34 protein-coding genes are annotated in these 26,016 nt (G+C 65.3%); 33 read left to right on the forward strand and 1 reads right to left on the reverse strand.

What is annotated here, in order from left to right:
* Nucleotides 1-10: 10 nt before the first annotated feature.
* Complete coding sequence (locus tag BN3001_RS07135; RefSeq protein ID WP_058271057.1) at nucleotides 11-895, reverse strand: DegV family protein; 885 nt, start codon at nucleotides 893-895, stop codon at nucleotides 11-13.
* Nucleotides 896-1,010: 115 nt separating this feature from the next.
* Here BN3001_RS07135 and BN3001_RS07140 point away from each other — a divergent pair, with 115 nt between their 5' ends.
* The 33 genes from BN3001_RS07140 (at nucleotide 1,011) to rpsM (ending at nucleotide 26,012) form a co-directional block, all read left to right on the forward strand.
* Entirely contained in the window at nucleotides 1,011-2,291 is a 1,281-nt protein-coding gene (locus tag BN3001_RS07140) for an O-acetylhomoserine aminocarboxypropyltransferase/cysteine synthase family protein (protein ID WP_058271058.1), read from the forward strand.
* A 78-nt stretch (nucleotides 2,292-2,369) separates the two neighbouring features.
* The gene (locus BN3001_RS07145) at nucleotides 2,370-2,708 is read left to right on the forward strand and encodes an ArsR/SmtB family transcription factor (RefSeq protein WP_058271059.1); all 339 of its coding nucleotides are present in this window, start codon (nucleotides 2,370-2,372) and stop codon (nucleotides 2,706-2,708) included.
* A gap of 365 nt (nucleotides 2,709-3,073) precedes the next feature.
* Nucleotides 3,074-3,448, forward strand: a complete 375-nt coding sequence (gene rpsL / locus BN3001_RS07150; protein ID WP_058271060.1) for a 30S ribosomal protein S12 — start codon at nucleotides 3,074-3,076, stop codon at nucleotides 3,446-3,448.
* Between the two features lie 47 nt (nucleotides 3,449-3,495).
* Nucleotides 3,496-3,966, forward strand: coding sequence for a 30S ribosomal protein S7 (gene rpsG, locus BN3001_RS07155; protein WP_058271061.1), 471 nt, complete (start codon nucleotides 3,496-3,498; stop codon nucleotides 3,964-3,966).
* Between the two features lie 22 nt (nucleotides 3,967-3,988).
* Nucleotides 3,989-6,085: an elongation factor G gene (gene fusA / locus BN3001_RS07160; RefSeq protein WP_058271062.1), complete on the forward strand. Its 2,097-nt coding sequence runs from the start codon at nucleotides 3,989-3,991 to the stop codon at nucleotides 6,083-6,085.
* Between the two features lie 83 nt (nucleotides 6,086-6,168).
* On the forward strand, nucleotides 6,169-6,477 hold the full coding sequence (gene rpsJ, locus BN3001_RS07165; protein WP_058271288.1) for a 30S ribosomal protein S10: 309 nt from the start codon (nucleotides 6,169-6,171) through the stop codon (nucleotides 6,475-6,477).
* Between the two features lie 429 nt (nucleotides 6,478-6,906).
* Nucleotides 6,907-7,527 (forward strand): 50S ribosomal protein L3, encoded by a 621-nt coding sequence (gene rplC / locus BN3001_RS07170; protein WP_058271063.1) that lies wholly within the window; start codon nucleotides 6,907-6,909, stop codon nucleotides 7,525-7,527.
* A gap of 42 nt (nucleotides 7,528-7,569) precedes the next feature.
* The gene (gene rplD, locus BN3001_RS07175; RefSeq protein WP_058271064.1) at nucleotides 7,570-8,196 is read left to right on the forward strand and encodes a 50S ribosomal protein L4; all 627 of its coding nucleotides are present in this window, start codon (nucleotides 7,570-7,572) and stop codon (nucleotides 8,194-8,196) included.
* Nucleotides 8,197-8,499, forward strand: coding sequence for a 50S ribosomal protein L23 (gene rplW / locus BN3001_RS07180; protein ID WP_058271065.1), 303 nt, complete (start codon nucleotides 8,197-8,199; stop codon nucleotides 8,497-8,499).
* A 142-nt stretch (nucleotides 8,500-8,641) separates the two neighbouring features.
* Nucleotides 8,642-9,475, forward strand: a complete 834-nt coding sequence (rplB, locus tag BN3001_RS07185) for a 50S ribosomal protein L2 (RefSeq protein ID WP_058271066.1) — start codon at nucleotides 8,642-8,644, stop codon at nucleotides 9,473-9,475.
* 26 nt (nucleotides 9,476-9,501) lie between these two features.
* The gene (rpsS, locus tag BN3001_RS07190) at nucleotides 9,502-9,762 is read left to right on the forward strand and encodes a 30S ribosomal protein S19 (RefSeq protein WP_058271067.1); all 261 of its coding nucleotides are present in this window, start codon (nucleotides 9,502-9,504) and stop codon (nucleotides 9,760-9,762) included.
* 14 nt (nucleotides 9,763-9,776) lie between these two features.
* Complete coding sequence (gene rplV / locus BN3001_RS07195) at nucleotides 9,777-10,139, forward strand: 50S ribosomal protein L22 (RefSeq protein WP_058271068.1); 363 nt, start codon at nucleotides 9,777-9,779, stop codon at nucleotides 10,137-10,139.
* A 7-nt stretch (nucleotides 10,140-10,146) separates the two neighbouring features.
* Entirely contained in the window at nucleotides 10,147-10,866 is a 720-nt protein-coding gene (rpsC, locus tag BN3001_RS07200) for a 30S ribosomal protein S3 (RefSeq protein WP_058271069.1), read from the forward strand.
* Nucleotides 10,866-11,297 (forward strand): 50S ribosomal protein L16, encoded by a 432-nt coding sequence (gene rplP / locus BN3001_RS07205; RefSeq protein WP_058271070.1) that lies wholly within the window; start codon nucleotides 10,866-10,868, stop codon nucleotides 11,295-11,297. The genes rpsC and rplP overlap by 1 nt, the downstream gene beginning before the upstream one ends.
* A complete protein-coding gene (gene rpmC, locus BN3001_RS07210; protein WP_058271071.1) occupies nucleotides 11,298-11,513 on the forward strand; it encodes a 50S ribosomal protein L29 in 216 nt (71 codons plus the stop codon).
* Between the two features lie 19 nt (nucleotides 11,514-11,532).
* Nucleotides 11,533-11,799: a 30S ribosomal protein S17 gene (rpsQ, locus tag BN3001_RS07215; protein ID WP_058271072.1), complete on the forward strand. Its 267-nt coding sequence runs from the start codon at nucleotides 11,533-11,535 to the stop codon at nucleotides 11,797-11,799.
* 83 nt (nucleotides 11,800-11,882) lie between these two features.
* Complete coding sequence (rplN, locus tag BN3001_RS07220) at nucleotides 11,883-12,251, forward strand: 50S ribosomal protein L14 (RefSeq protein ID WP_058271073.1); 369 nt, start codon at nucleotides 11,883-11,885, stop codon at nucleotides 12,249-12,251.
* 12 nt (nucleotides 12,252-12,263) lie between these two features.
* A complete protein-coding gene (gene rplX, locus BN3001_RS07225) occupies nucleotides 12,264-12,581 on the forward strand; it encodes a 50S ribosomal protein L24 (RefSeq protein ID WP_058271074.1) in 318 nt (105 codons plus the stop codon).
* Nucleotides 12,582-12,803: 222 nt separating this feature from the next.
* Nucleotides 12,804-17,873: an InlB B-repeat-containing protein gene (locus BN3001_RS07230; protein ID WP_058271075.1), complete on the forward strand. Its 5,070-nt coding sequence runs from the start codon at nucleotides 12,804-12,806 to the stop codon at nucleotides 17,871-17,873.
* A gap of 542 nt (nucleotides 17,874-18,415) precedes the next feature.
* Nucleotides 18,416-18,979, forward strand: coding sequence for a 50S ribosomal protein L5 (rplE, locus tag BN3001_RS07235; protein WP_058271076.1), 564 nt, complete (start codon nucleotides 18,416-18,418; stop codon nucleotides 18,977-18,979).
* A gap of 71 nt (nucleotides 18,980-19,050) precedes the next feature.
* Nucleotides 19,051-19,236: a type Z 30S ribosomal protein S14 gene (locus tag BN3001_RS07240; protein WP_058271077.1), complete on the forward strand. Its 186-nt coding sequence runs from the start codon at nucleotides 19,051-19,053 to the stop codon at nucleotides 19,234-19,236.
* A gap of 87 nt (nucleotides 19,237-19,323) precedes the next feature.
* Nucleotides 19,324-19,722: a 30S ribosomal protein S8 gene (gene rpsH / locus BN3001_RS07245; protein ID WP_058271078.1), complete on the forward strand. Its 399-nt coding sequence runs from the start codon at nucleotides 19,324-19,326 to the stop codon at nucleotides 19,720-19,722.
* 27 nt (nucleotides 19,723-19,749) lie between these two features.
* Nucleotides 19,750-20,286 carry a 50S ribosomal protein L6 gene (rplF, locus tag BN3001_RS07250; RefSeq protein WP_058271079.1) on the forward strand — a complete coding sequence of 179 codons (537 nt, stop codon included), beginning with the start codon at nucleotides 19,750-19,752 and terminating at the stop codon, nucleotides 20,284-20,286.
* A gap of 128 nt (nucleotides 20,287-20,414) precedes the next feature.
* On the forward strand, nucleotides 20,415-20,783 hold the full coding sequence (gene rplR, locus BN3001_RS07255) for a 50S ribosomal protein L18 (RefSeq protein ID WP_058271080.1): 369 nt from the start codon (nucleotides 20,415-20,417) through the stop codon (nucleotides 20,781-20,783).
* 10 nt (nucleotides 20,784-20,793) lie between these two features.
* Nucleotides 20,794-21,315: a 30S ribosomal protein S5 gene (rpsE, locus tag BN3001_RS07260; RefSeq protein ID WP_058271081.1), complete on the forward strand. Its 522-nt coding sequence runs from the start codon at nucleotides 20,794-20,796 to the stop codon at nucleotides 21,313-21,315.
* Between the two features lie 3 nt (nucleotides 21,316-21,318).
* Entirely contained in the window at nucleotides 21,319-21,510 is a 192-nt protein-coding gene (gene rpmD / locus BN3001_RS07265; RefSeq protein ID WP_058271082.1) for a 50S ribosomal protein L30, read from the forward strand.
* Nucleotides 21,511-21,521: 11 nt separating this feature from the next.
* Nucleotides 21,522-21,971: a 50S ribosomal protein L15 gene (gene rplO, locus BN3001_RS07270; protein ID WP_058271083.1), complete on the forward strand. Its 450-nt coding sequence runs from the start codon at nucleotides 21,522-21,524 to the stop codon at nucleotides 21,969-21,971.
* A complete protein-coding gene (gene secY / locus BN3001_RS07275) occupies nucleotides 21,965-23,248 on the forward strand; it encodes a preprotein translocase subunit SecY (RefSeq protein ID WP_058271084.1) in 1,284 nt (427 codons plus the stop codon). Before rplO ends, secY begins: the two co-directional genes overlap by 7 nt.
* A gap of 334 nt (nucleotides 23,249-23,582) precedes the next feature.
* Nucleotides 23,583-24,209 carry an adenylate kinase gene (locus BN3001_RS07280; RefSeq protein WP_058271085.1) on the forward strand — a complete coding sequence of 209 codons (627 nt, stop codon included), beginning with the start codon at nucleotides 23,583-23,585 and terminating at the stop codon, nucleotides 24,207-24,209.
* Nucleotides 24,206-24,994 carry a type I methionyl aminopeptidase gene (gene map, locus BN3001_RS07285; protein ID WP_058271086.1) on the forward strand — a complete coding sequence of 263 codons (789 nt, stop codon included), beginning with the start codon at nucleotides 24,206-24,208 and terminating at the stop codon, nucleotides 24,992-24,994. The genes BN3001_RS07280 and map overlap by 4 nt, the downstream gene beginning before the upstream one ends.
* A gap of 159 nt (nucleotides 24,995-25,153) precedes the next feature.
* Nucleotides 25,154-25,372, forward strand: a complete 219-nt coding sequence (gene infA / locus BN3001_RS07290; protein ID WP_040652360.1) for a translation initiation factor IF-1 — start codon at nucleotides 25,154-25,156, stop codon at nucleotides 25,370-25,372.
* A gap of 139 nt (nucleotides 25,373-25,511) precedes the next feature.
* The gene (rpmJ, locus tag BN3001_RS07295) at nucleotides 25,512-25,625 is read left to right on the forward strand and encodes a 50S ribosomal protein L36 (RefSeq protein WP_058271087.1); all 114 of its coding nucleotides are present in this window, start codon (nucleotides 25,512-25,514) and stop codon (nucleotides 25,623-25,625) included.
* A 15-nt stretch (nucleotides 25,626-25,640) separates the two neighbouring features.
* A complete protein-coding gene (gene rpsM, locus BN3001_RS07300; RefSeq protein ID WP_058271088.1) occupies nucleotides 25,641-26,012 on the forward strand; it encodes a 30S ribosomal protein S13 in 372 nt (123 codons plus the stop codon).
* The last annotated feature ends 4 nt before the right edge of the window (nucleotides 26,013-26,016 follow it).

The following is a 26,016-nucleotide window of genomic DNA, read 5'->3' on the forward strand; positions in this document are numbered from 1 at the left end:
GCGTCGGGGCCTACGGCCGCCTGGTGCCCCAGTAGAAGAGCGCCACGGTTCCGGGGCCGGTGTGGCAGCCGATGGTGGCCCCGATGTCAAAGTATTCCACCTCGCCGCGCAGCGCGGGGAAGGACCTCGTGACCATCGCGCCGAGGTCCTGGGCGTCACTCAGGCACTCGGAGTGGCAGATGAAGACCTTCTCGGCGTAGTCGGCCCCGCCCTGGGCGAGCTGTTCCATGAGCTCAAGGACGCGCCGCTCGGCCCTGCCCTTGGTGCGGATCTTCTCCTTGACGGCCAGGGTGCCGTCATCGGGCACGTTCATCACGGGACAGATCTTGAGCAGGCCGCCCACGGCGCCCGCCGCCTTGGAGATGCGCCCGCCCCGCACGAAGAACGTGAGGTCCGACGAGAAGAACCAGTGCTGCACGTCAAGGCGATGCGCCAGCGCCCATCCGTGCAGCTCGTCGACGTCCATGCCGCCGTCCCTGAGCTCGGCCAGCTTGTCCACGAGCAGGCCGTAGCCGGAGGAGGCGCACAGGGAGTCGACCACGTGGACCGTGCGGTCGGGAAACTCGGCCCTGAGCTGATCCTGGGCCGTGCAGGCGGACGAGTAGGTTCCCGATATGCCCGAGGACAGCGAGACGTGCAGGACGTCGCGGCCCGCCTTGAGGAGGGGTCGCCAGTGCTCAAGGTAGCTGCCCACGCTGACCTGGGAGGTCTTGACGACGGCCCCGGCGCGCATGCGCTCGTAGAGCTCCCTGGGGGAGTGGGTCCTGCCAAAGTCGTCCTTGCAGGGGACGCCGTCAAGATAGTAGTTAAAGGGCAGGCAGCCGACGCCGATCCTCTCGAGCCACTCATGCGACAGGTCAACGGTGGAGCAGCAGGTGATGGCAACGTCCGACATGCGTCCTCCTCAAGGGTCCTCGTCCTCTCGGATACTATACTAAGGCAACGGCGCCGCGCCATCTTGGCCGCCGCAGGCGCCGGTATGTTGCCATCGTCCACATGGGAGGCGCTTCATGACGTGTAGCATCGATACGCGCTGCGTGCAGGCAGGGTATGTCCCGACGAACGGCGAGCCCCGCCAGGTGCCCATCGTCCAGTCCACCACCTTCAAGTACGACAGCTCGGACGCCATGGGACGCCTCTTTGACCTTGAGGACAGCGGCTACTTCTACACCCGTCTGCAGAATCCCACCAACGACCACGTGGCCGCCAAGATCGCCTCGCTCGAGGGCGGCTGCGCCGCCATGCTCACCAGCTCCGGGCAGGCCGCGAACTTCTTTGCCGTCTTCAACCTCGCCGCGTGCGGCGACCACGTGGTGGCAAGCTCCACCATCTACGGCGGAACCTTCAACCTGCTGGCCCACACGCTGCGCAAGATGGGCATCGAGTGCAGCTTCGTCTCGCCCTTCTGCACGCCCGAGGAACTCGACGCGGCGTTTAGGCCCACCACGAAGTGCGTGTTCGGCGAGACCCTCGCCAACCCGGCGCTCACGGTCCTCGACATCGAGAAGTTCGCCCGCGCCGCCCACGACCATGGCGTCCCCCTGATCGTGGACAACACCTTCCCCACGCCGGTCAACTGCCGTCCCATCGAGTGGGGGGCGGACATCGTGACCCATTCCACCACCAAGTACATGGACGGCCACGGTGCCGCGGTCGGCGGGGCGATCGTCGACGCGGGCAGGTTCGACTGGATGGCGCACGCCGACGCCTTTCCCGGCCTCACCCGCCCCGACGACTCCTACCACGGCGTCGTCTACGCAGAGCGCTTTGGCAGGCAGGGGGCCTTCATCACTAAGGCGACGACGCAGCTCATGCGTGACTTCGGGTCCATCCAGAGCCCCCAGAACGCGTTCCTGCTGAACCTCGGCCTGGAGTCCCTGCACGTGCGCATGGCCCGGCACTGCGCGAACGGCCGCGCGTTGGCGGAGCTCCTTGCGGGCAGCGGGCAGGTGGCGCGGGTCAACTACCCGAGCCTGCCGGGTGACCCGTCCTTCGAGCTCGCCCAGAAGTACCTTCCCGGGGGGTCCTGCGGCGTCGTGAGCTGCGAGCTTGCGGGGGGCCGCCCCGCCGCCGAGCGCTTCATGGCGGCGCTCAAGATCTTTGCCATCGAGACCCATGTGGCGGACGCGCGGTCCTGCTGCCTGCACCCGGCCAGCTCCACGCATCGCCAGATGACTGACGAGGAGCTGGCCCACGCCGGCATCGGCGCGGGCATGGTGCGCCTGTCCTGCGGCATCGAGGGCACCGAGGACCTCCTTGCCGACGTGCGCCAGGCGCTGGACGCCATCTAGCCATCAAAAACGGCGCCGCGCGCCACGCGCGGCCCGTCATGGGGCGGGGACATCTGCGACAGGGGGAAGGGCGGGCGTATGGGCATCACCGACGAGGAGCTGGCGTGCTACCTGGCGGACGACGACGTGGTGTACGACGCCACGCAGATCTTTGACGCGCTGTCGGACTTCACCCGCTTCCAGATCCTGGGCGGCCTCGTCGGGGGGGAGAAGAGCGTCACCGACCTCCAGGAGGTCTGCCATGTGTCACAGTCGGCCGTCTCTCACCAGCTGCGGCTCCTGAGGGACCGCGGCCTCGTCTCGTCGCGCCGTGACGGGCAGAGGGTCTACTACTCGCTCTTGGACGAGCATGTGGTGGACCTCGTCGCCATCGGGCTCTCGCATGCCGCCGAGGACCTGAGGCCTCCTGCCGAGTGAGGCGCGCGTCGCGTCGTGGCACCCGGGAGCGCCATGGCACCCGGGAGCGCCGCGGTACCAGGTTTCGCGCCGACGCCTCACGTCCGGCTCGGGCAGGGCGGCGCAGCTCTGACTGTGTGCTTCTCATGAAGATGCGTCTGATTAAGGATACGCCCGGGGCCGTGGTATTTTGACATGGCCCCCGTGACGGCGTATTCTGCGGTACTGCTCGCCGCATGTCCGTCCTCGCGAACCCCCAGGCTGGGTTTTGGGCGGCGGTCGCGGGCATGCCGTCACGACGATCCCGGAGAGCGGTGCTGCGCCCTCCTCGATGCATAGGTGCTCGCGCACCACACCCCGTTCGATCTCACCTAAGGAGAGAAGCTTTGCCTACCATCAACCAGCTCGTCCGCCAGGGCCGCGTGTCTCACCAGGCCAAGTCCAAGAACGCAGCGCTGCAGCACAACCCGCAGAAGCGCGGCGTGTGCACGCGCGTCTTCACGACCACGCCCAAGAAGCCCAACTCGGCGCTGCGCAAGGTCGCCCGCGTGCGCCTCGTCAACGGCATCGAGGTCACGGCCTACATTCCGGGCGAGGGACACAACCTCCAGGAGCACTCCATCGTGCTCATCCGCGGCGGCCGCGTCCGCGACCTGCCTGGCGTGCGCTACAAGATCGTCCGCGGCGCCTACGACTGCGCTGCTGTCCAGGACCGCAAGAAGGCCCGCTCCCGCTACGGCGCCAAGCGCCCCAAGGAGTAGCCCCGCGTCCCATCTGACACTGCAACCAGTTTTCTGAGGAGATACACATGCCGCGTCGTGCAGCAGCAAGTCGTCGTGAGGTCACTCCCGACGCCGTCTACAACAACCGTCTCGTGACCCAGCTCATCAACAAGGTCCTTCTCGACGGCAAGAAGGCCACCGCCGAGCGCATCGTCTACGGTGCCTTTGACATGGTTCAGCAGAAGACCGAGCAGGACCCCCTGGCCGTCTTCAAGAAGGCCATGGACAACGTCCGCCCGACCCTCGAGGTCAAGCCCAAGCGCGTCGGCGGCGCCACCTACCAGGTGCCCATGGAGGTCAACTCCCGTCGCGCCACCACCCTCGCCATCCGCTGGATGGTCAACTTCTCGCGCGCACGCAAGGAGAAGACCATGGCCGAGCGCCTCGCGAACGAGATCGTGGACGCCTCCAACGGCGTCGGCGCGTCCGTGAAGCGTCGCGAGGACCTCTTCAAGATGGCTGAGGCCAACCGCGCGTTCTCTCACTACCGCTTCTAACCCCTGAGGGAGAGACGAACACATGGCAAAGGTTAAGTACAAGCTCGAGGACCTCCGCAACATCGGCATCATGGCCCACATCGACGCCGGCAAGACCACCACGACGGAGCGCATCCTCTACTACACCGGCAAGACCCACAAGATCGGTGAGGTCCATGACGGTGCTGCCACCATGGACTGGATGGCCCAGGAGCAGGAGCGCGGCGTGACCATCACGTCCGCCGCGACGACCTGCTTCTGGAAGGACCACATCATCCAGATCATCGACACCCCGGGCCACGTTGACTTCACGGCCGAGGTCGAGCGCTGCCTGCGCGTCCTCGACGGCGCCGTCGCCGTCTTTGACGCCGTCGCCGGCGTGCAGCCCCAGTCCGAGACCGTCTGGCGCCAAGCCGGCAACTACGGCGTGCCCCGCATCGCCTTCATCAACAAGTTCGACCGCGTGGGTGCCGACTTCTTCCATGCCATCGAGACCATGAAGGACCGCCTGGGCGCCGCCGCCGTGGCGGCGCAGATCCCCATGGGCGCCGAGTCCAACTTTTGGGGCCTCATCGACCTCGTCACCATGGAGGCGTGGGACTTCAAGGAGGACGCCAAGGGCATGATCTACCCCGAGGTCATGGACGCCATCCCCGAGGAGTTCGTCGAGCTTGCCCAGCAGAAGCGCGAGGAGCTGCTCGACGCCGTCTCCAACTTTGACGACGACCTCATGGAGAAGCTCCTCATGGACGAGGAGGTCACCGTTGACGAGGTCAAGGCGGCCATCCGCAAGGGCGTCCTCGCCAACGAGCTCAACCCCGTCTTCGTGGGCTCCGCCTACAAGAACAAGGGCATCCAGGAGCTCCTTGACGCCGTCGTCGACTACCTGCCCAGCCCCCTGGACATCCAGGAGATCCACGGCACGACCCCCAAGGGCGCCGAGGACGTTCGTCACGCCGACACCAAGGAGCCCTTCAGCGCCCTGGCGTTCAAGATCATGACTGACCCCTTCGTCGGCAAGCTCACCTACATCCGCGTGTACTCCGGCCAGGCGGAGGCGGGCTCCTACGTCTACAACTCCGTCAAGGACGGGCGCGAGCGCCTTGGCCGCATCCTCGAGATGAACGCCAACGACCGCGTTGACCGCGACGAGTGCTCCGCCGGCGACATCGTCGCCTGCGTCGGCATGAAGAACACCTCCACCGGCGACACCCTCTGCGACGAGAAGCACCCCATCATCCTGGAGTCCATCGACTTTGCCGACCCCGTCATCGACGTGGCCGTGGAGCCCAAGAGCAAGGCCGAGCAGGAGAAGATGTCCGTGGGCCTGGCCAAGCTGGCCGAGGAGGATCCCACCTTCCGCGTCCACACCGACCACGAGACCGGTCAGACGATCATCGCCGGCATGGGCGAGCTTCACCTCGAGATCATCGTCGACCGCCTGCGCCGCGAGTTCCACGTCGAGTGCAACGTCGGCAAGCCGCAGGTCGCCTACCGCGAGACGGCGGGCAAGGCCGTGAGCCACGTCCAGGGCAAGTTCGTCCGCCAGTCCGGCGGCCGCGGCCAGTACGGCGACGCCATCATCGACGTGGAGCCCATGGAGCCCGGCTTTGGCTACGAGTTCGTGGACGCCACCGTGGGCGGCGCCATCCCCAAGGAGTACATCCCCTCGGTGGACAAGGGCATCCAGGAGGCGCTCCAGTCCGGCGTCATCGCGGGCTATCCCACGCAGGACATCAAGGTCACGCTCGTTGACGGCTCCTACCACGAGGTCGACTCCTCCGAGGCCGCCTTCAAGATCGCCGGGTCCATGGCCATCAAGAAGGCCCTGCAGCAGTCCGATCCCGTGCTGCTCGAGCCCATCGAGAGCGTCGAGGTCGAGACGCCCGAGCAGTACATGGGCGACGTCATGGGCAACCTCTCGGGCCGCCGCGGCAAGATCGAGGGCATGGAGGACCGCTCCAACACCAAGCTCATCCGCGCCAAGGTGCCCCTGGGCGAGATGTTTGGCTACGCCACCGACCTTCGCTCCCAGACGCAGGGTCGCGCGAGCTACACCATGCAGTTTGACTCCTACGAGGCCGTCCCCAAGAACATTCGCGAGGAGATCGTCTCCAAGAACGGCGGAAGCGCCAACTAGCAAGCAGAACCGGGCCTCGTCCGCCTGCCAGGCGGACGAGGCCCCCACAAGGGAGCTTCACGCTCATGATGGAGGTAAGTACCGTGCCTAACCAGAAGATCAGGATTCGCCTCAAGGGCTACGACCACGAGGTTGTGGACCAGTCGGCCAAGCTCATCGTTGACACCGCCCAGAAGACCGGTGCCAGGGTTGCCGGCCCCATCCCCCTGCCCACCAGGCGCAACGTCTACACCGTGATCCGCTCGCCCCACAAGGACAAGGACTCCCGCGAGCAGTTTGAGATGCGCACCCACAAGCGCCTCATCGACATCGTGGACCCCAGCTCGTCCACCGTGGACTCGTTGATGCGCCTTGACCTGCCTGCGGGCGTGGACATCGAGATCAAGCTCTAAGTCTCGTTGTTTGCCTACGATCCTGAGAGGTCCCCGACCGCGCGGTCGGGGGCCTCTTGCATGTCGAGCGGGCGCCTTAGCCAAAACACGACGTTTGTTACAGAAATGCCCGTAGTTTTGACGTTTTTTGATATATCGGTCGTGTTCTGGCTAAGATGCGGCACGAGACGGGATGGGCGCGGGACCTCGGCTGAGGACATGCCCTGCATGTCACCCACTATTTTCTGCGCAAACATTGTGAACGCGGCATCCGAAGTGTAAACTAGTCAGGCTGTGTTTCTTGAGGGGACAGCTGTGTCGAGTGCCCGAGCTCGCCCGGCTGCCTTGAGCGGCGCGGCAACCATAGGATGTGGTCCGCTGGGGAGGGACGGAGGAGCTGTCCCTGCGCGCACGCGAAGGTCCCATGACCACCGAGGGTAAGGAACAAGCATGGTCAGCACGATTCTTGGCCGCAAGATCGGGATGACGCAGGTGTGGGACGAAAACGACAACGTCGTTCCCGTCACCGTCATCCAGGCCGGCCCCTGCGTGGTCTCGCAGGTGAAGACGAAGGCAACCGACGGCTATGACGCCGTCCAGATTGGCTTCGGAGACATCACGTCCAAGCACGTCAACAAGCCGATGCAGGGTCACTTTGACGCCCACGGCGTCGAGCCCATGCGCTACCTGCGCGAGGTTCGCGTCGAGGACGGCGAGAAGCACGCCACGGGCGACAAGGTCACCGTCGCGGACTTCGCCGAGGTCAAGGTCGTCGACGTCATCGGCACTTCCAAGGGCAAGGGCTTCCAGGGCACCATCAAGCGCTGGAACTTCGCCCGCGGCCCCATGACCCACGGCTCGCGCAACCAGCGCAAGCCCGGCTCCATCGGCCAGTGCGCCTATCCCGCCCGCGTTCGCAAGGGCCTGCACATGGCGGGGCACATGGGCGACGAGCGCGTCACCGTCAAGAACCTCAAGCTCGTCCGCATTGACGCCGAGCAGAACCTCATGCTCGTCAAGGGCGCCGTCCCCGGCGGCAAGAACGCCCTCGTCCAGGTCCGCATGGCCTAAGGCCTCGCACGTACCGATCCTTAGGCTAGCAAGGGAGACACAATGTCCAAGATTGAAGTCAAGAACGCGCAGGGGCAGGCGGTCGAGACCGCCGAGCTCGCTGACAGCGTCTTCGGCATCGAGCCGAACATCCCCGTGGTGCACCAGGTTGTCGTCGCCTACGAGGCGTCCCTGCGTCAGGGCACCCACTCCACCAAGAACCGCTCCGCCGTGTCCGGCGGCGGCGCCAAGCCGTGGCGCCAGAAGGGCACCGGCCGCGCGCGTCAGGGCACCATCCGCGCCCCCCAGTGGACCGGCGGCGGCACCGTCTTCGGCCCCACCCCGCGCAGCCACGCCAAGCGCACCAACAGGAAGGAGAGGAAGCTTGCCATGAGGTCCGTCCTCTCCGGCAAGGTGGCTGACAACGAGCTCATCCTGCTCGACGGCCTCTCCTTCGAGGAGCCCTCCTCCAAGCAGGCGGCCGCCGTCCTCAAGGCCCTGGGTCTCGAGAGCACGCGCGTGACCCTCATCCTTGACGATGACGACGTCATCACCTACCTCTCGTTCCGCAACCTTCCCCAGGTCCTCATCTTTGGCGTCTCCGAGGCCAACACCCGCAACCTCCTCGACAACGGTGCGCTCGTCATGACCACCGCCGTCGCCAAGCAGCTCGAGGAGGTGCTCGCTTAAATGAACTCCGCTTACGAGGTCATCATCCGCCCGGTCGTCACCGAGCGCTCCTTTGACCAGATGTCGCAGAACAAGTACAGCTTCGAGGTCGCCCGCTCCGCCCCCAAGGAGGAGATCGCGGACGCCGTCGAGAAGCTGTTCGGCGTCCACGTCAAGAAGGTCAACACGATGTGGGTCAAGCCCAAGACCAAGCGCGTGCGCTACGTCGCCGGCAAGACCCGCTCCTGGAAGAAGGCCATCGTCACCATCGCCGATGGTGAGCAGATCGAGATCTTCGCCAACACGCAGGCAGCCGAGGGCTAAGGCAACCCGCCCGTCTTGCGACAGACGCTCGCGAGGCGGGCTTGCATGCCGCGCATGATGGATACGCGCGGTACCGTGGTAGTCCGGTGTCACCACACTTGGTCCCGAGCGTGGTGGCCAACGGAAGAAAGGGAAAGAAGCAATGGCAGTTAGGCACCTCAAGCCCACGAGCGCCGGTCGTCGCTGGCAGACGATCTCCGACTTCAAGGAGATCACCTCCACGAAGCCCGAGAAGTCGCTCCTGGAGCCCCTCAACAAGAAGGCCGGTCGCAACAACAACGGCCGCATCACCACCCGTCATCAGGGCGGCGGCACCAAGCGCAAGTACCGCAGGATCGACTTCAAGCGCAACAAGGACAACATCCCGGCCAAGGTCGCCACCATCGAGTACGACCCCAACCGCTCCGCCCGCATCGCGCTGCTTCACTACGTCGACGGCGCCAAGGCCTACATCCTCGCCCCCGAGGGCCTCCACGTGGGCGACAAGGTCCTGTCGGGCACCAAGGACGTCGACATCAAGCCGGGCAACGCCATGCCCCTCTCGGAGATCCCCGTGGGCACGCTCGTCCACGCCGTGGAGTTCCAGCCCGGCAAGGGCGCGGCCATGGCCCGTGCCGCCGGAACCTCCGTGCAGCTCATGGGCAAGGACAACGGCTACGCGGTCCTGCGCATGCCCTCCTCCGAGCTGCGTCGCGTGCTGCTCACCTGCCGCGCCACCATCGGCGAGGTCGGCAACGCCGAGCATTCCAACATCGTGATCGGCAAGGCGGGCCGCAAGCGCTGGATGGGCGTCCGCCCGACGGTCCGCGGCACGGTCATGAACCCGGTTGACCACCCGCACGGCGGCGGCGAGGGCAAGAACCACACCTCCGGCCGGCCGTCCGTCACCCCCTGGGGCATTCCGACCAAGGGCAAGAAGACGCGCGACCCCAAGAAGGCCAGCAACCGTCTGATCATTCGTCGTCGTTCCAAGTAGCACACGAGCCTTAGGAGATCGAAAGTATGAGCAGAAGTCTCAAGAAGGGTCCGTTTGTGGAGACTCGCCTCCTCGCGCGTGTCGCCGCCATGAACGAGTCCGGCAAGAAGGAGGTCATCAAGACCTGGTCGCGCGCCTCGACCATCTTCCCCGAGATGGTCGGCCACACGATCGCCGTCCACGACGGCCGCAAGCACGTTCCCGTGTACATCACCGAGTCCATGGTGGGGCACAAGCTGGGGGAGTTCTCCCAGACCCGCACCTTCCGTGGCCACAAGCAGGGTTAGGAGGTGCGTAGATAATGGCAAAGAACGCCGCGGCGCAAGAGGTCAGCGCCACCGCCAAGTATGTGCGCATGGCTCCTCGTAAGGTCCGCATGGTCGTTGGCCTGATTCGCAACCTTCCCGTCGAGAAGGCGCTCGAGGTTCTGCAGTTCTCGACCCGCGCCGCCGCCGAGCCGGTCGCCAAGGTCGTGCAGTCCGCCGTCGCCAACGCCGAGAACAACAACGGCCTGCGCGCCCGCAACCTCGTGGTCAAGAGCGCCTACGTTGACGAGGGCCCCACGCTCAAGCGCATCCGTCCGCGCGCCAAGGGCTCCGCGTCGCGCATCAACAAGCGCACCAGCCACATCACCGTCGTCGTCGCACCTGGAAAGGAGGCGTAGGGAGAGCATGGGCCAGAAAGTTCAGCCTACCGGCTTTCGTCTCGGCATCACCGAGGAGTGGCGTTCCCGTTGGTACGCCGATAAGAAGGACTACGCCAAGAACCTTGGTAACGACCTTGAGATTCGCTCGTTTTTGAGCAAGCAGCTCGCCAACGCGGCGCTGTCGCGCGTCGAGATCGACCGCGCCGGCGACAAGGTGAAGATCACCATCTACACCGCCCGTCCCGGCATCGTCATCGGCAAGAAGGGCGCGGACATCGACGCGCTGCGCGGCAAGCTCGAGAAGATCTGCGGCGTGCAGAAGGGCGGCGTCAACGTGGACGTCGTCGAGGTCAGGCGCCCCGAGCTCGACGCCCAGCTCACCGCCCAGTCCATCGCCGAGCAGCTTGAGGGCCGCATCGCCTTCCGCCGCGCCATGCGCAAGGCCGTCCAGTCCGCGCGCAAGTCCGGCGCCCAGGGCATCCGCATCCAGTGCTCCGGCCGTCTGAACGGCGCCGAGATGGGCCGCCGCGAGTGGTACCGCGAGGGTCGCGTGCCCCTGCACACCCTGCGCGCCAAGATCAGCTTTGGCCAGGCCACCGCTCGCACCACCATGGGCGCCGTGGGCGTCAAGGTTTGGATCTACCAGGGAGAGCAGCTTCCCGGCCAGCCCGCCCTGCACCCCGAGCTCGAGGGCACCAGCGTCAACCGTCCTCGTCGCGGGCGTAACGAGAGGAGGGGTCGTTAATGCTGGCTCCCAAGCGCGTCCTTCACCGCAAGGTTCAGCGTGGCTCCATGAAGGGCAAGGCCAAGGGCAACACCGAGCTGCACTTTGGCACGTGGGGCATCCAGGCCCTGGAGGCCCACTGGATCACCAACCGCCAGATCGAGGCCGCCCGTATCGCCATGACGCGTCAGATGAAGCGTGGCGGCAGGGTCTGGATCACGATCTTCCCCGACAAGCCCATCACCAAGAAGCCCGCCGAGACCCGCATGGGCTCCGGCAAGGGCAACCCCGAGGAGTGGGTGGCCGTCGTCAAGCCCGGCCGCGTCATGTTCGAACTTGACGGCGTCGAAGAGGCCGTCGCCAAGGAGGCCCTGCGCCTGGCGCAGCACAAGCTTCCCATCAAGACCAAGATCATCACCCGCGCCGAGCAGCAGGACGGGGAGGCAAAGTAAATGAAGTACAAGGACATCCAAGAGCTCTCCGACGACGAGCTCGCCCAGAAGCTCGAGGACGGCCGTGCGGAGCTCTTCAACCTCCGCTTCCAGATGGCCACCAGCCAGCTGGACAACACCGCCCGCGTGAGCATCGTCAAGCGTGACATCGCCCGCGTCCAGACCGAGATGCGCGCACGCCAGATTGCTGCGGACGCGTCCGCAAGCCAGAAGTAGATCGCAGGAGAGATAAGACATGGCAGATACCGAAAGCAGGAACGCAAGGCATGTCCGCACCGGTGAGGTCATCTCGCTTTCCGGCGACAAGACCATCGCGGTGCAGATTACCTACCGTAAGCATCACCCCAAGTACGGCAAGATGATGACGATCAGCAAGAAGCTCCACTGCCACGACGAGAAGAACGAGTGTGGCCTTGGCGACACCGTCCGCGTCATGGAGACGCGGCCCCTGTCCAAGACCAAGCGTTGGCGCGTCGTCGAGATCGTCGAGAAGGCTAAGTAAACGATCGTATCAACCGCTCCCCGACATGTGCGGCGCCCGTGCGGCCGCACCTCTGCTCAGGGTAGCGTACGGAGGAATTTGCAATGATTCAGATGGAGAGCATGCTCAACGTCGCTGACAACAGCGGCGCCAAGCGCGTGAAGTGCATCAAGGTCCTTGGTGGCTCCAAGCGTCGCTATGCTGGCCTCGGCGACGTCATCATGTGCGCCGTGCAGGAGGCGACGCCCTCGGGCCAGGTCAAGAAGGGCGACGTCGTCCGTTGCGTCATCGTGCGCACCGTCAAGGAGCACCGCCGCAAGGACGGGAGCTACATCAAGTTCGACCAGAACGCCTGCGTGCTGGTCAACAAGGACGGCGAGCCCAAGGGCACGCGCATCTTTGGGCCCGTCGCTCGCGAGCTGCGCGAGCGCAAGTACATGAAGATCGTCTCGCTCGCGCCCGAGACGCTGTAGGGGAGTGAGCTCATGGCTAAGATGAAGATCAAGAAGGGCGACCAGGTTCAGGTCCTCTCCGGCAAGGACAAGGGCAAGCGCGGTGAGGTCATCCGCGCCATCCCGTCCGAGGGCAAGGTCGTCGTCCGCGGCGTCGCCCTGGTCAAGAAGGCCCAGAAGGCCGACCAGATGGGCAACAACGGCGGGATCGTCGAGAGGGAGGCCGCCATCGACGTTTCGAACGTGGCCCTCATCGACCCCAAGACCGACACCCCCACCCGCGTGGGGTACCGCTTTGACGAGTCGGGCAAGAAGGTTCGCTACGCCAAGAAGTCGGGCGAGGAGATCTAGGGAGCCCGTGGCGGCAGCTTCGTGCCGGGAAGCCCCGGCGCCACATGACACCGCGCACCCCGCCTCAGACGAGGCGGGGTTTTTCGTCGGATCGCTATGACATGCGTCGCTGCCGCGGCGGTAGGGCAGATGCCCAGTTGCGTTTGAGGAGCGCCGCCCCTACAATTCAATCTTGGTTAAGAATGTGCCGAGTCACCTCACACGAACCAGGAGACGCACCCCATGAGATGCACTCGTATCCTCAGACGGCACCTTGCCGTCCTTGCGCTTTGCGCCGCGCTCGTCACGTCCATGATCCCGGCGGACGGCTTGGCCTATGCCACCGGCCTGACGAAGGGCCCATCTGACGCCACGCCCGCATCCGGTGGCGCCGGTGTCGTGACGACAACGCAGGCTGCGCCGTCAGCTCCCGCGACCGCGCCGTCAGCCCCCGCCGCGCCCGAGACGGACGCGAACACCGCCCCGACGGCACCCTCGCCGCAGGACGTGCGCCCGGGCGCCGCGCGCGGCGCTGACCCCGACGAGGCCGCCTCGGCGTCTGCCACGCTCACCTTCGCGCTCAACGGGGGGACGCTGCCCGAGGGGCTGTCCCCCACCACGTCCGTCGCCACGGGCAAGACGCTTGACCTTGCAAGCCATGTCCCCACCAAGGCCGGCTCGACGTTCGCGGGATGGTACGCCGACAGCTCACTCACCCGGCCGGTGAAGGACCCCGTCGTCATGGGGTCTGAGGACATGACGCTCTATGCCAAATACGATCCCGTCGCGGGCAGCGTCATCTACGTGGACCCCGTCAACGGGTCCGACTCGTATGACGGCCAGAGCGCCACGACGCCAAAGAAGACCTATGCCGCCGCGTTTGCCGCCGTGACGGCCAACGGCAGGATCATCGCCACGAACCTGGACAAGGCGGCAGGGGAGTGGCCCCTGTCCGTCGGGGTCGCGACGAAGCCGGTCACGCTCGAGATCGCGCAGGACACCACCTGGCAGCCGGCCTCTACGCCGGCGGCGGGCACGAGCTGCATCACCGTGAACAGCGGCTCTCACCTTACGGTGGCGCCGGGCAAGACCCTCACGATGCGCGGCTGCCGGACGGCCATCACCATCCTCAAGGGCGGCGAGCTCAACGACGGTAACTACGTGCTTGACGGCAACGCCTACGCTTTCAACAACAAGGGCCTCGTCAAGGGAAGCGACCGGTCGGCGCTTGTCATCAAGGCCGATTCGACCGCCACGGGCGCAGACTACCTGCAGGGGCGCGGGATGGACTATGCCGGCGGGTCCAAGTTCGTCAACGCGGACGTCACGGTCAAGGGCAGGTCTGACGATGCGGACAAGGGCGCCTGGGGAGGGCACGGCGCCCCGCTGTGGCTCGAGAACACCAGGCTTGTGACCGAGGGCGTGCGCTTCAACATCCAGACGTGGAACGCGCCGCATAACCTCTACATGGACAGGTCATACCTAAGCACCAAGGGCAAGTGGCCCACGAGCAACTGGGCGTTCCTGGGAGACCTGTATTACCAGGGGTTTGGCCTTGTCGGCACGTCTCCGAGCCTCATCAAAAACGGCTCGACCCTCGTCGTGAACGGTGGGCGCATGACCGTGGGGTCGACCTACGACGCCGCGACCCAAAGCTATTCGAACAACACGACGATCCAAGACTCCACCCTCAAGATCCTCAACAGCAGGGGCGGCGGGCTCAACCTTAACTACGGCGGCAACGTCACGTTTGAGAACTCCACCTTCGAGACGAGCGGGCTCGTGACGTATCCTGCGTACGGCGTGCAGACCTCGGATGGCACGCCTGGCCTTCTCACCTTCAAGGGCAGCTCGGCGGTCAACACGCCCGCGCAGGACGCGACGGTGGACAACGGCGGCGCAAACGACGGCAGTCACTATGTCGTGACGGGAGGCTCCTTCCTCATCAAGAACGCCGGCGTCGCGCAGACGATCCCAACGAACGGTCCGGAAAACGGGGACGAGCCGCTGACGCTGCTGACGCTGGCGGACCCAAGCGTGAGCCTGGTCACCCCCATCAACGCGAACGGGTCCACCTACCGCTATGAGGTGGGCACCCCAACGGCGGACGGCCAAAAGCACGTGTGGGTGCCGGGTGCCACCGTGACCTTCAAGCTCAACAAGGACGGCGCGACGTTTGCGGACGGCAGCTCCGCCGACAAGGTCCAGACCACCGTGCGCGGGTACGCGCTGGGGTTCACGAGGGGCACGAGCGACCCGGGCGTCGCCACCGCCGCAGACGGCACGGTGTTCAAGGGCTGGTTCTACAAGGACGCAGGCGGCGCGGAGCACCCGTTTGACCATGCGACCACCAAGGTGACGTCCAACCTCGAGGTCTATGCCGCATGGGGGTCTCGCTCGGTCGTCTATCACCAGGGCGCCGCCAGCTGGACCCAGTCCCTCAAGGCGGGCGAGACCACAGCCACCGCCCTGGGCTTTGAGGACGTCGTGGCAAAGAACCCCGACTTCAAGGTCACCGGGAAGACCTTCAGGGGCTGGAACACCGCGCCCGACGGCTCAGGGGCCGCGACGGCGCCCGGCGCGACCCTGAGCTTCTCGGGCACAACCACCCAGATAGACCTGTACGCCCAGCTCGACGAGAACCACTACGTCGTGTCGTTTAGCGCGAACGGCGGCACGTTCGCCGACTCGAGCGTGTTCAAGACGCATCCCGAGGTCTTTGACGTCGTCAAGGACGCATCGGGCGGCGACGTCGCCAAGCTTAGGGCCCAGGCGCGCTATGACCAGGGCCTGTGGGGCCTTTTGGGCGGACTGAGCCACAACGACCTCAAGCTGACGGCGGACGTCGCCACGAAGCGCGGGAGCGTCATCGAGGACGTCCACGACCCCAGCCTCGGCACGTTCTACAACTGGTACACGTCGGCAGACGGCACGGGAGCCGTCCGCTTTGAGGACCTTGACCTGGGCGGGGGAATCGTCGTCTCGCCACAGGAGCCCACGATAACGGCCGACACCACGTATTACCTCAAGTGGAAGGAGGACCCCACCGTCATCGACGTCACCGCGTCCGGGACGCTGGGCGCGGACCTGTGGGGGGCCTCCGCCGCCGCCACGAACGACTACCTGATCGCCGTGGCGGACGGCACGTCCACGTTCAGCCTCACGCAGGCAATCGACTTGACGGACGTCAAGGCGAAGGTTCAGTCCATGAGGGAGCAGTTCTCCGCGGACGTCGCCGACCTGTCCAAGGTCGCGCTGACGGGCACGGAAGGCGCGATCACGGCAAGGCTGACCCTGCCCGCTGAGGTGACCCTACCCGCCAACCCCACGGTGACGCTCGTGGGCGGAGGGGGCCTGTTCGAGGTCACGGACACGCAGGTCTCGGGCCAGACCGTCACCGTCACGCTGGGTCTCAAGCGCCAGCACGCCAACCTCGCGACGCTGCTTGCCGACGCCAGCACGGCGGGCATGGGCGGCGCCATGAGAGTCTCGATCGGCGGGCTCACGCTCAAGGCGGGCACCCCCAACGGCAGCGAGCTCACGGCCACGAGCGACGTGAGCGGCAGACTCACGGCCCGGGGCAGAGGCTCCGACGCCGTGAAGGCGGCGTTCAACTTCACCTGGAGCGGCGCGCAGACCGCGTCCGGGATGGACGTCAAGGGCACGGCGGGCTCTCCCGTCGTCCGGCAGACCATCCTGGCCAAGGTCGTGACCGCCCTGGACCTTCCGGCCGACCTGCTCATCGACGCCAATACGGAAAACGACGCGGCGTACGAGGCCGTGCAGGGCTCGACGGTGGGCCTCACCGGCGCGGTGAAGGTCACGGCGATTCAGGCGCAGATGGCCCAGATCGAGGCCCTGTATCCCGGCGTCGAACCCAGCAAGATCGCGCTCGACCTCGGCTCGTTTGGCTTCACGGCCACGATTGACGTGCCCGAGGGACTCACGCTGCCGGCGGGGCTTGACGGTGACACCTCCAAGGTGACCACGGCCGGCTTTGGCGACGGCTTCAAGGTCTCCTCCGTCAAGGTGAACGGCAACAGGGTCACGGTGGGCTTTGAGCTCTCTGACCCTGGCTCCATCAGGACGTACGCCGACCTCCAGGGCGTCGTCAATGCTGCGGGGGCTGCCACGAACACGGGTGACGCGGGATGGATGAAGCTCACGATTCCCGGCGTCGGGGTACCCCTGACGGCTGCGGCAGGAACGCTGCTCACGGCGACGGGCACGGTGACGGGACACTTTGATGCCGTCGCGACGTCGGCGACAGGCACGAGCAAGGCGTTCGCGTTCACATGGGGCGCGGCCCAGTGGGCGTTCGGCAGGGATGCCGTCGCCCCGGCGGGCGACACCAGCATTCGCGCGACGCTCAAGGTAAAGGCGGCGACGCGCGACATCACCGTCAGGAAGGTCTGGCTCGACGAGGGCGGCTCTCCCATGGCGGCACCTTCGGGCAGCGCGGTGAAGGCTCAGCTCATGGACGGCGCGGAGGCGGTCGACGGCGCCACCGTGACGCTCAGTGCCGACAACGGCTGGACCGCGACCTTCTCGGGCGTGCCGACGTATCGTGACGGCAGGGAGGTCTCCTACTCCGTTGTCGAGCTAGGCGAGGTCGCGGGCTTTAGCGCCGCTGCGGCCACGGGCACTATGGCGTCGGGCTTCACGCTCACGAACACCAAGCTCAAGGTGACGCCGCCGACGCCTGCCGAGCCAAAGCCCACCTATGGTGACCCCACGGTCCTGAAGCGCGTCTCGGGCGACCGACCCGCCGCTCCCGCCACCTTCAGCTTCGTGCTTTCGGCGGACGACCCCGGCAACCCCATGCCCGCCGGCAGCGAGGGCGGCTCCAAGACCGTCACCGTCAGCGTCACGGGCGATGCGTATGAGTATGGCGTTGAGTTTGGTGCCATCACCTTTGCCAGGGAGGGCACCTACGCCTACACGATTCGCGAGCTTGCCGGCTCCGCGGCAGGTTACAGCTATGACGCGGCTGCTTACCAGGTGAGCTACGAGGTCACCAAGGGCGCGGACGGCAACCTCGCGGTCCGGCGCCTCTGGCACAGGATCAACGCCGACGGCACGAAGACCAGGCTCTATGAGGGCGTCAACAACGACTCCGTCGGCGCGGTGTTTGACAATGCCTATCATGCCCAGCCGGGATTGACGCCTCAGGCGCCTCAGGACGGTGGCACGACGGGCGCAACTCCCCAGACGAACGACGACTCACTGCCCGTGGGCCTCAGCGTCGGCCTGGGCCTTGCGGCGGTCGCCGTCATCGCCGTCGCAATCGTCCTGCGCCGCAGGAAGGGCTAGACGCCGCCCGCGCGGGACAGCGGCATGGGGCGCCCTCATGAGGCGTCAGTGCGAGTCACCAGCGTGGCGCGTCGCCAGCGTGAGGCACGTATCAGGAACGACGGCGAGCTCTCCCGCACGAAGTTGCGGGGGAGCCTTCGTATGCAATGTCATGCATATGGCTCGCTTAGCTAAAACACGACATACATATCAAAATATCCTGCCTGAGACCTGATATTCTGTAATCTTTGTCGTGTTTTGGCTAAGGCTGGGAACGCGAGGCGCTCCCATGGCGCTCGATTTTCCTACAAGGGTGCCGGCCCGCCGCGACGAACCAGCAGTTGTGAATAAGTTTTGATGTTTTTTCCTGAGCCGGGACCACTTCCGCAAAGGCCTAACATATAGGCTTGCGTGCGAACTCTAGGACCATGCTGTCTAAAGCTCGCAGGCTGACACTGGCTCCCGCTTCGCTTGCCACGAATCGGGGGGCACGAGGCTAACGGACGGCCGCCGCGCCGCCGCGCCAACCCCGTGCTAAACACCACCATGAGTGAGGAGATCGCATGGCAGATCAGACCGCGTACATCCCGCGTCTTAAGGAGATCTACGTCTCCCAGGTGCGCGACCAGCTTCAGAAGAAGTTTGGCTACAAGAACGTCCATCAGATTCCCAAGTTCGAGAAGATCGTCGTCAACATGGGCGTCGGCGAGGCTGCCACCGACTCCAAGGCGATCGAGGGCGCCGTCGCTGACCTGCGCACCATCACCGGCCAGCAGCCCATCGTGACCCGCGCCCGCAAGTCCATCGCCACCTTCCACCTGCGCGCCGGTCAGCCCATCGGCGCCAAGGTGACCCTGCGCGGCGACCGCATGTTCGAGTTCCTCGATCGCCTCATCGCCACCGCCATCCCGCGTATCCGCGACTTCCGCGGCATCAGCCCCAAGTCGTTCGACGGTCACGGCAACTTCTCCATGGGCGTCACCGAGCAGCTGATCTTCCCCGAGATCGACTTTGACAAGGTCGACCACACCCGCGGCATGGACATCACCATCGTCACCACCGCCCCCACGGACGAGGAGGGCAGGGCGCTGCTCGAGGCCTTCCACTTCCCGTTCAAGCGGAACTAACTACTGTCGTTTGTCGCCTCGGCAACCTGGCATGAGCCAAGACCGGGGTCTACCCTCGAAGAGGAGGATTTGTGGCTAAGACATCGATGATCGTCAAGGCGTCGCGTGAGCCGAAGTACTCAACTCGCAAGCAGAACCGCTGCCAGCGCTGTGGGCGTCCCCACTCCGTCTATCGCAAGTTCGGCCTGTGCCGCGTGTGCTTCCGCGAACTCGCGAGCAAGGGCGAGCTTCCTGGCGTCCGCAAGGCAAGCTGGTAAGCCGGGGCTCTGTCGTACAGGCGCTCTCGCCACGGGCGAGTACGAACCGTACGTACAGTTTCATCACGAACTAAGGAGAAGGAATCAATGAAGGTTACTGATCCCATCGCAGACATGCTGACGCGCATCCGCAACGCAAACAACGCCGGCAAGCCCGAGGTCTCCATGCCCTCGAGCAAGGTCCTGGCCGAGCTCGCCCGTGTCATCTGCGAGGAGGGCTACATCCAGTCCTATGAGGTCGAGGACACCACGCCTCAGAAGACCCTGCACATCACGCTCAAGTACGGCAAGAAGAACGCCCGCGTCATCCGCGGCATCAAGCGCATCTCCAAGTGCGGCCTGCGCATCTACTCCTCTGCCGACAAGCTGCCTCGCGTCCTCGGCGGCCTGGGCACTGCCGTCATCTCTACCTCCAGGGGCATGATGTGCGACCGCGACGCCCGCAAGCAGGGCATCGGCGGCGAGGTCATGTGCTACATCTGGTAAGGCGCGACAGGAAGTAAGGAGGAGACAATGTCTCGAATTGGCAAGAAGCCTGTCACGGTCCCTGCCGGGGTCACTGTGACCATCGATGGCGCCACCGTCACCGTCAAGGGCTCCAAGGGCGAGCTCACCCGCACGTTCTCCGATCTCGTCACCGTCGAGCAGAAGGGCGAGGAGATCCTCGTCACCCGCAACGACGAGACCAAGCAGTCCAATGCCCAGCAGGGCCTCGTTCGCACCCTCGTCCAGAACATGGTCACGGGCGTGTCCGACGGCTTCGAGAAGAAGCTCGAGCTCGCGGGCGTCGGCTATCGTGCCGTCCTCAAGGGCAAGGACCTGGACCTCTCCCTGGGCTACTCGCACCCCGTCATCTACACCTGCCCCGAGGGCATCAGCTTCGAGGTGCCCGACAACACCCACATCACGGTGAAGGGCATCTCCAAGGAGCAGGTGGGTCAGGTTGCCGCCGAGGTGCGCGCCAAGCGTCCGCCCGAGCCGTACAAGGGCAAGGGCATCCACTACGCCGGCGAGCACATCCGCAGGAAGCTCGGCAAGGCCGCCAAGTAGCAGTGCGCGCCGTCCCGGCGGTCGGCTGACCGTCCGGGTCGCCTGCGCGGCGGCGTCTTTCGCAGGCGGCGGCCCCACATAGGAAAGACCATCACCCCGTCAGGTGATGGCATCGTGAAGGAGAAGGAATGAACAGGTTCCAGGCAAAGAGAGCGGGTCTCAAGCGCCGCCAGCGCCGTGTCCGCGCCAAGATCTTCGGTACCGCAGAGCGTCCCCGCCTCACCGTGCATCGCACCAACGCGCACATCTACGCGCAGGTCGTCGATGACGCTGACGGCAGGATCATCTGCTCCGCCTCCACGCTGAGCGCCGAGTTCCGCGCCCTGGGCAAGATCGGCTCCAACAAGGAGGCTGCGGAGTTCGTCGGCAAGCTCATCGGTGAGCGCGCCCTCGAGAAGGGCGTCTCCGAGGTCGTCTTTGACCGCGCCGGTCGCATCTATCACGGCCGTGTGAAGGCTCTAGCTGATGGCGCCCGTGCCGCGGGCCTGAAGTTCTAGGAGGATTTGAATGCCACGTGATCGTAAGCGCCAGAATGACTCCGATCTTCAGGAGCGCGTAGTCTATATCCATCGAGTGTCCAAGACCGTCAAGGGCGGTCGTCGCATGTCCCTGCTCGCCCTGGTCGTCGTCGGCGACGGCAAGGGCAACGTGGGCATCGGCATGGGCAAGTCCGCCGAGGTGCCCCTGGCCATCCAGAAGGGCGTCGATGACGCCAAGAAGAACATGTTCAAGGTGCCCGTCACCGCGAGCGGTTCCGTCCCGCACGTCGTCGAGGGCCGCTATGGCGCGGGCTGCGTCCTGATCAAGCCCGCCGTCGAGGGTACCGGCGTCATCGCCGGCGGCCCCGTCCGTCCGCTCTTTGAGCTTGCCGGCATCACCAACGTGCTGTCCAAGTCGCTGGGCACCGACAACGCCCTCAACATCATCAAGGCTGCCGCCGAGGGCCTCAAGTCCCTGACCTCCCCCGAGGAGGCCGCCGAGCGTCGCGGCCTGACCGTCTCCGAGATGTTCACCGGGAAGGAGGCCTAAGCCATGGCAGACGAGAAGAAGCTCACCGTCAGGCTCGTGCGCAGTGCCGTCGCGTCCGTCAAGAGGGACCAGACGCGCACCTGCCGCGCCATGGGCCTTCGCAAGATCGGCGATGTCTCGGTCCTTCCTGACAACCCGAGCGTCCGTGGAATGATCTTCAAGGTCAAGCACCTTGTTGAGGTTGAAGAGAACTAGGAGTCACCCACATGCAGCTCAATGATCTTCGTCCTGCCGAGGGCTCGCGCAAGAGCCGCAAGCGCATCGGTCGCGGGAATTCCTCCGGCTTCGGCACCACGGCCGGCCGTGGCTCCAAGGGCCAGCTCTCCCGCTCCGGCGGCGGCAAGGGCGCCGGCTTCGAGGGCGGCCAGACCGCCCTCGCGATGCGCCTGCCCAAGCTCCCCGGCTTCAAGAACCGCAACCGCGTCGAGTACGCCCCCGTCAACGTCGCTCGCCTTGAGAAGCTCTACGAGGCCGGGGATACCGTTGACGCCGAGAGCCTCAAGGCCAAGGGCGTCATCAAGCACGACTACATCCCCGTCAAGGTTCTGGGTGACGGCGAGCTCACCAAGGCCCTGATCGTCAAGGTGGACAAGGTCTCCGCGTCCGCCAAGGCTAAGATCGAGGCCGCTGGAGGAAAGGTCGAAGAGGCGTGCTAAAGGGAATCGCCAACGCGTTTCGCATCCCTGAGCTCAGGAAGAAGATCCTGTTCACCATCGGGATCCTCCTCCTGTATCGTCTGGGCGCCTACCTGCCTGCCCCGGGCATCCCGTTCAAGCAGATGATCTCTGTTGGGACGGCCCTGAGCTCGGGCGGGGGTGCCCTGGCGGTGCTCAACCTGTTCTCGGGCGGCGGGCTCTCGCGCGTCTCGGTGTTCAGCCTGGGCATCATGCCGTACATCACCGCGCAGATCATCCTGCAGATGATGCAGGCCGTGGTGCCCTCGCTGGGCGAGCTCGCCAAGGAGGGGGAGTCGGGCCAGCGCAAGATCACGCAGTACACGCGCTACGTCACGATCCTCCTCGCGCTGATCAACGCCATCGGGTATCTCTTCCTGTTCAAGTCACAGGGCATCAACTTCGCCGGCATGCCGGGCGTGCCCGAGGCGCTTGAGAACGTCATCGTCGTCGCCACGCTGCTCACGGGTGCCATCATCATCATGTGGATGGGCGAGGTGCTCACGCAGCGCGGCATCGGCAACGGCATGTCCCTGATCATCTTCGTGAACATCATGGCCGGCCTGGGACCCACCCTCACGCAGGCGTGGACGACCTCGGGCCTGGGGGCCATCATCACGGTCGTCACACTGCTGGTCATCGTCGCCATCATCCCGCTGATCGTGTACATCGAGCGTGGACAGCGTCGCATTCCGGTGCAGTACGCCAAGCGCGTCATCGGTCGTCGCATGATGGGCGGGCAGTCCACCTACCTGCCGATCAAGGTCAACACGGCGGGCGTCGTCCCCATCATCTTCGCCTCGGCGCTTCTGTACTTGCCGGCGCAGGTGGCCGTGTTCTTCCCCAGCGTCGCCTGGATTCAGGGCTTTGCGTCTTTGCTCTCCAGCGGGTGGGTCAACTGGGTCCTCTCCGTGCTCCTCATCGTGTTCTTCGCGTACTTCTACACGAGCATGGTGTTCAACCCGGAGGAGACGGCCGACCAGCTGAGGAAGGCCGGCGGCTTCATCCCGGGCGTGCGCCCGGGCGGCGCGACCATCGCGTACATCAAGAACGTGCTCGACCACATCACGCTTCCCGGCGCGCTCTTCATGGCCGCGCTCGCGATCGTCCCGTCCATCCTGTTCTCGCTCACGGGCAACACCCTGCTCCAGAGCTTTGGCGGGACCTCGGTGCTCATCATGGTCGGTGTGGCCATGGACACGATCTCGCAGCTTGAGTCCCAGCTCAAGATGCACAATTACGAGGGATTCTTCGTCTAGGCCGCGCTCGGGGCCGTCTGGCGGGGAATGATTCGCAAGAGCTGGGGAGGCAGGGGTCGGCGCAGCGTGCGTCGGCCCCTGCCTCGTCAGGCGCGCCAGGGAGCGCCGCATGTCCCGCTCGCCTGCGGGACGTCGGCCTTGGCCGTGCCCGCTCGCAGGCTCCTGGGCCTCCTCGCCGGCATGACGCCCGTCAAGCAAGTACACTTACGTATACGTACGTGCCTCTCCCTGACCGTGCCGCGCGCCTTGGCCCCGCTTCGGCCCGCGCTCGCGCCAGGGACATCGGTGCGCGACGCGTTACGCCTCTGGAGAGGTCTCGGGAAGGAAGAGAAGCATGAGAATCGTACTTCTAGGAGCACCGGGCGCGGGCAAGGGAACCCAGGCGCAGAAGCTGGTCGAGGACTACGGCGTCGCCCATATTTCGACGGGGGACCTCCTGCGTGCGGCCGTCAAGGCGCAGAGCGCGCTGGGCGTCCAGGCAAAAGGCTACATGGACGCCGGCAAGCTCGTTCCTGACGAGCTCGTCATCGGCCTGGTCACGGAGCGCCTTCAGCAGGATGACGCCCAGAGGGGCTTCGTCCTCGACGGCTTCCCCCGTAACACCGATCAGGCGGACGCTCTGGACGTCGAGCTGGCGAAGCTCGACATGGGCCTGGACGCGGCGCTTCTGGTGGACGTCAGGCCTGAGGTCATCGTCAATCGCCTGAGCTCGCGACGCACCTGCCATGACTGCGGGTACACCGCGACTGAGGGCGTCACGGCCTGCCCCCGCTGCGGCGGGAAGATGTATCAGCGCGATGACGATAGGCCCGAGACCATCGCACGGCGCCTCGAGACCTACAAGAATCAGACGGCACCCCTCATCGAATACTATCGAGGGCACGGAATACTGAAGGAGGTTGACGGAGACCGTCCCGTCGGCGAGGTCTATGCCGACGTCACGTCTTCGCTCGGTCTATGATTCACATCAAGTCAGCGGCAGAAATCGAAGAGATGAAGCAGGCGGGGTCGCTGTCCAAGCAGGCCCTGCGCCTCGCCGGCTCCATGGTTCGTCCCGGCGTCTCCACCAAGGAGATCGACGTCGCCGTGGAGAGCTTCATTCGCCTGCACGGTGCCATTCCCACCTTCAAGGGCTACGGCGGCTTCCCGGGCAGCATCTGCGCCTCGCTCAACGAGCAGATCGTTCACGGCATCCCGTCACCGGAGGTCTTCCTCAACGACGGTGACGTCATCTCCATCGACACGGGCGCCACCTTTGGGGGCTGGGTGGGCGACAACGCCTGGACCTTCTTCGTGGGCACCCCCTCCGAGGCGGTCAGGGGCCTCTGCGAGGTCACCCGCGACTGCCTGAAGGCGGGCATCGAGCAGGCCGTCCCCGGCAACCACCTGGGTGACATCGGGCATGCCGTCCAGCAGCTCGCCGAGGCGCACGGATACGGCGTCGTCAGGGAGTACGTGGGCCACGGCGTGGGTCACGTGATGCACGAGGACCCCAACGTGCCGAACTTTGGCAAGAAGGGTCGCGGCGTCAGGCTTCAGGCGGGCATGGTCATTGCCATCGAGCCCATGATCACGCTGGGCACCCACGAAAACCATACGCTGGGCAACGGCTGGACCGTCGTCACGGATGACGGCAAGGCGGCGGCCCATTACGAGAACACCATCGCCATCACCGAGGACGGCCCCGTCATCCTCACCCAGGACGAGGACGGACCCTGGCTGCCCATGCAGGGCGGTCAGAAGTAGGCGCCTTTCAGGGGAGGGACCTCTCCTTGAGGCAGGTGACGGGCGCGGACGGACGTCCCCCTCTGCAGGGAATATGAAATTCTCTGCGGCAGGGGGACGTCCCGCGCGTCTTTATGTATGATATATGGTCGCTGTGACTAGCGAGAGAAAGTAGGTACGGTGGCTAAGCAGGACGGAATCGAGCTGGAGGGCAAGGTCATCGAGCCTCTCCCCAACGCCATGTTCAACGTGGAACTTGAAAATGGCAAGACCATCCTTTGCACGATCTCGGGCAAGATTCGCATGAACTACATTCGCATCCTTCCCGGCGACCGCGTGGTGGTCGAGATTTCTCCCTACGACCTCACGAGGGGTCGCATCACCTATCGCTACAAGTAGCGGGCGGCCCCGAGGGGTGCGCGGCATCACGACAGATATCCACGCCTGCGGCTGGGCGTTTCGATAAGGCAGGTCAGCTCCACCTGATGCTGCCGGTGAGGTTTCAGTACGAGCAAGGAACTACCGGAAGGAAAGCACAATGAAGGTACGTCCTTCGGTTAAGAAGATGTGCGACAAGTGCAAGATCATCCGTCGCCATGGCAAGGTCTACGTCATTTGTGATAACCCTCGCCACAAGCAGCGTCAGGGCTAAGAGAGGAGCTCGAAGTTGGCACGTATCAACGGTGTCGACCTCCCGCGCGACAAGCGCACTGAGGTCGGACTTACCTATCTGTACGGCATCGGCGCGACCAGCGCCAAGAGGATTTGCGCCGAGTGCGGCATCGACCCCGACACGCGCGTCAAGGATCTGACCGAGGACGAGATCACCAAGATTCGCGACTTCATTGGCGCCACCTTCACCACGGAGGGTGACCTGCGTCGCGAGGTTCGCCAGAACGTCGCGCGCCTGATGGAGATCGGCTGCTACCGCGGCCTTCGTCATCGCAAGGGTCTTCCTGTCCACGGCCAGCGCACCCACACCAACGCTCGCACCCGCAAGGGCAAGAGGCGTCAGATCGGTGCAAAGAAGAAGGCGTAGGAGA

Origin of the sequence: Olsenella massiliensis (assembly GCF_001457795.1) — a bacterium.
In the GTDB taxonomy this organism is placed as follows: Bacteria; Actinomycetota; Coriobacteriia; order Coriobacteriales; family Atopobiaceae; genus Olsenella_F; species Olsenella_F massiliensis.

What these genes read in the sequence shown, in the direction of transcription:
- rpmJ (WP_058271087.1), top strand. Translation starts at nt 25,512, where the DNA reads ATGAAGGTACGTCCTTCGGTTAAGAAGATGTGCGACAAGTGCAAGATC.
- fusA (WP_058271062.1), top strand. Translation starts at nt 3,989, where the DNA reads ATGGCAAAGGTTAAGTACAAGCTCGAGGACCTCCGCAACATCGGCATC.
- rplD (WP_058271064.1), top strand. Translation starts at nt 7,570, where the DNA reads ATGTCCAAGATTGAAGTCAAGAACGCGCAGGGGCAGGCGGTCGAGACC.
- rplF (WP_058271079.1), top strand. Translation starts at nt 19,750, where the DNA reads ATGTCTCGAATTGGCAAGAAGCCTGTCACGGTCCCTGCCGGGGTCACT.
- rpmD (WP_058271082.1), top strand. Translation starts at nt 21,319, where the DNA reads ATGGCAGACGAGAAGAAGCTCACCGTCAGGCTCGTGCGCAGTGCCGTC.
- rplO (WP_058271083.1), top strand. Translation starts at nt 21,522, where the DNA reads ATGCAGCTCAATGATCTTCGTCCTGCCGAGGGCTCGCGCAAGAGCCGC.
- rpsQ (WP_058271072.1), top strand. Translation starts at nt 11,533, where the DNA reads ATGGCAGATACCGAAAGCAGGAACGCAAGGCATGTCCGCACCGGTGAG.
- rplN (WP_058271073.1), top strand. Translation starts at nt 11,883, where the DNA reads ATGATTCAGATGGAGAGCATGCTCAACGTCGCTGACAACAGCGGCGCC.
- rpsC (WP_058271069.1), top strand. Translation starts at nt 10,147, where the DNA reads ATGGGCCAGAAAGTTCAGCCTACCGGCTTTCGTCTCGGCATCACCGAG.
- rplE (WP_058271076.1), top strand. Translation starts at nt 18,416, where the DNA reads ATGGCAGATCAGACCGCGTACATCCCGCGTCTTAAGGAGATCTACGTC.
- rplC (WP_058271063.1), top strand. Translation starts at nt 6,907, where the DNA reads ATGGTCAGCACGATTCTTGGCCGCAAGATCGGGATGACGCAGGTGTGG.
- rpmC (WP_058271071.1), top strand. Translation starts at nt 11,298, where the DNA reads ATGAAGTACAAGGACATCCAAGAGCTCTCCGACGACGAGCTCGCCCAG.
- rplB (WP_058271066.1), top strand. Translation starts at nt 8,642, where the DNA reads ATGGCAGTTAGGCACCTCAAGCCCACGAGCGCCGGTCGTCGCTGGCAG.
- rplW (WP_058271065.1), top strand. Translation starts at nt 8,197, where the DNA reads ATGAACTCCGCTTACGAGGTCATCATCCGCCCGGTCGTCACCGAGCGC.
- rpsE (WP_058271081.1), top strand. Translation starts at nt 20,794, where the DNA reads ATGCCACGTGATCGTAAGCGCCAGAATGACTCCGATCTTCAGGAGCGC.
- BN3001_RS07145 (WP_058271059.1), top strand. Translation starts at nt 2,370, where the DNA reads ATGGGCATCACCGACGAGGAGCTGGCGTGCTACCTGGCGGACGACGAC.
- rpsH (WP_058271078.1), top strand. Translation starts at nt 19,324, where the DNA reads ATGAAGGTTACTGATCCCATCGCAGACATGCTGACGCGCATCCGCAAC.
- map (WP_058271086.1), top strand. Translation starts at nt 24,206, where the DNA reads ATGATTCACATCAAGTCAGCGGCAGAAATCGAAGAGATGAAGCAGGCG.
- rpsS (WP_058271067.1), top strand. Translation starts at nt 9,502, where the DNA reads ATGAGCAGAAGTCTCAAGAAGGGTCCGTTTGTGGAGACTCGCCTCCTC.
- BN3001_RS07230 (WP_058271075.1), top strand. Translation starts at nt 12,804, where the DNA reads ATGAGATGCACTCGTATCCTCAGACGGCACCTTGCCGTCCTTGCGCTT.
- BN3001_RS07280 (WP_058271085.1), top strand. Translation starts at nt 23,583, where the DNA reads ATGAGAATCGTACTTCTAGGAGCACCGGGCGCGGGCAAGGGAACCCAG.
- rpsG (WP_058271061.1), top strand. Translation starts at nt 3,496, where the DNA reads ATGCCGCGTCGTGCAGCAGCAAGTCGTCGTGAGGTCACTCCCGACGCC.
- BN3001_RS07135 (WP_058271057.1), bottom strand. Translation starts at nt 895, where the DNA reads ATGTCGGACGTTGCCATCACCTGCTGCTCCACCGTTGACCTGTCGCAT.
- rplX (WP_058271074.1), top strand. Translation starts at nt 12,264, where the DNA reads ATGGCTAAGATGAAGATCAAGAAGGGCGACCAGGTTCAGGTCCTCTCC.
- rplV (WP_058271068.1), top strand. Translation starts at nt 9,777, where the DNA reads ATGGCAAAGAACGCCGCGGCGCAAGAGGTCAGCGCCACCGCCAAGTAT.
- BN3001_RS07140 (WP_058271058.1), top strand. Translation starts at nt 1,011, where the DNA reads ATGACGTGTAGCATCGATACGCGCTGCGTGCAGGCAGGGTATGTCCCG.
- rplR (WP_058271080.1), top strand. Translation starts at nt 20,415, where the DNA reads ATGAACAGGTTCCAGGCAAAGAGAGCGGGTCTCAAGCGCCGCCAGCGC.
- rplP (WP_058271070.1), top strand. Translation starts at nt 10,866, where the DNA reads ATGCTGGCTCCCAAGCGCGTCCTTCACCGCAAGGTTCAGCGTGGCTCC.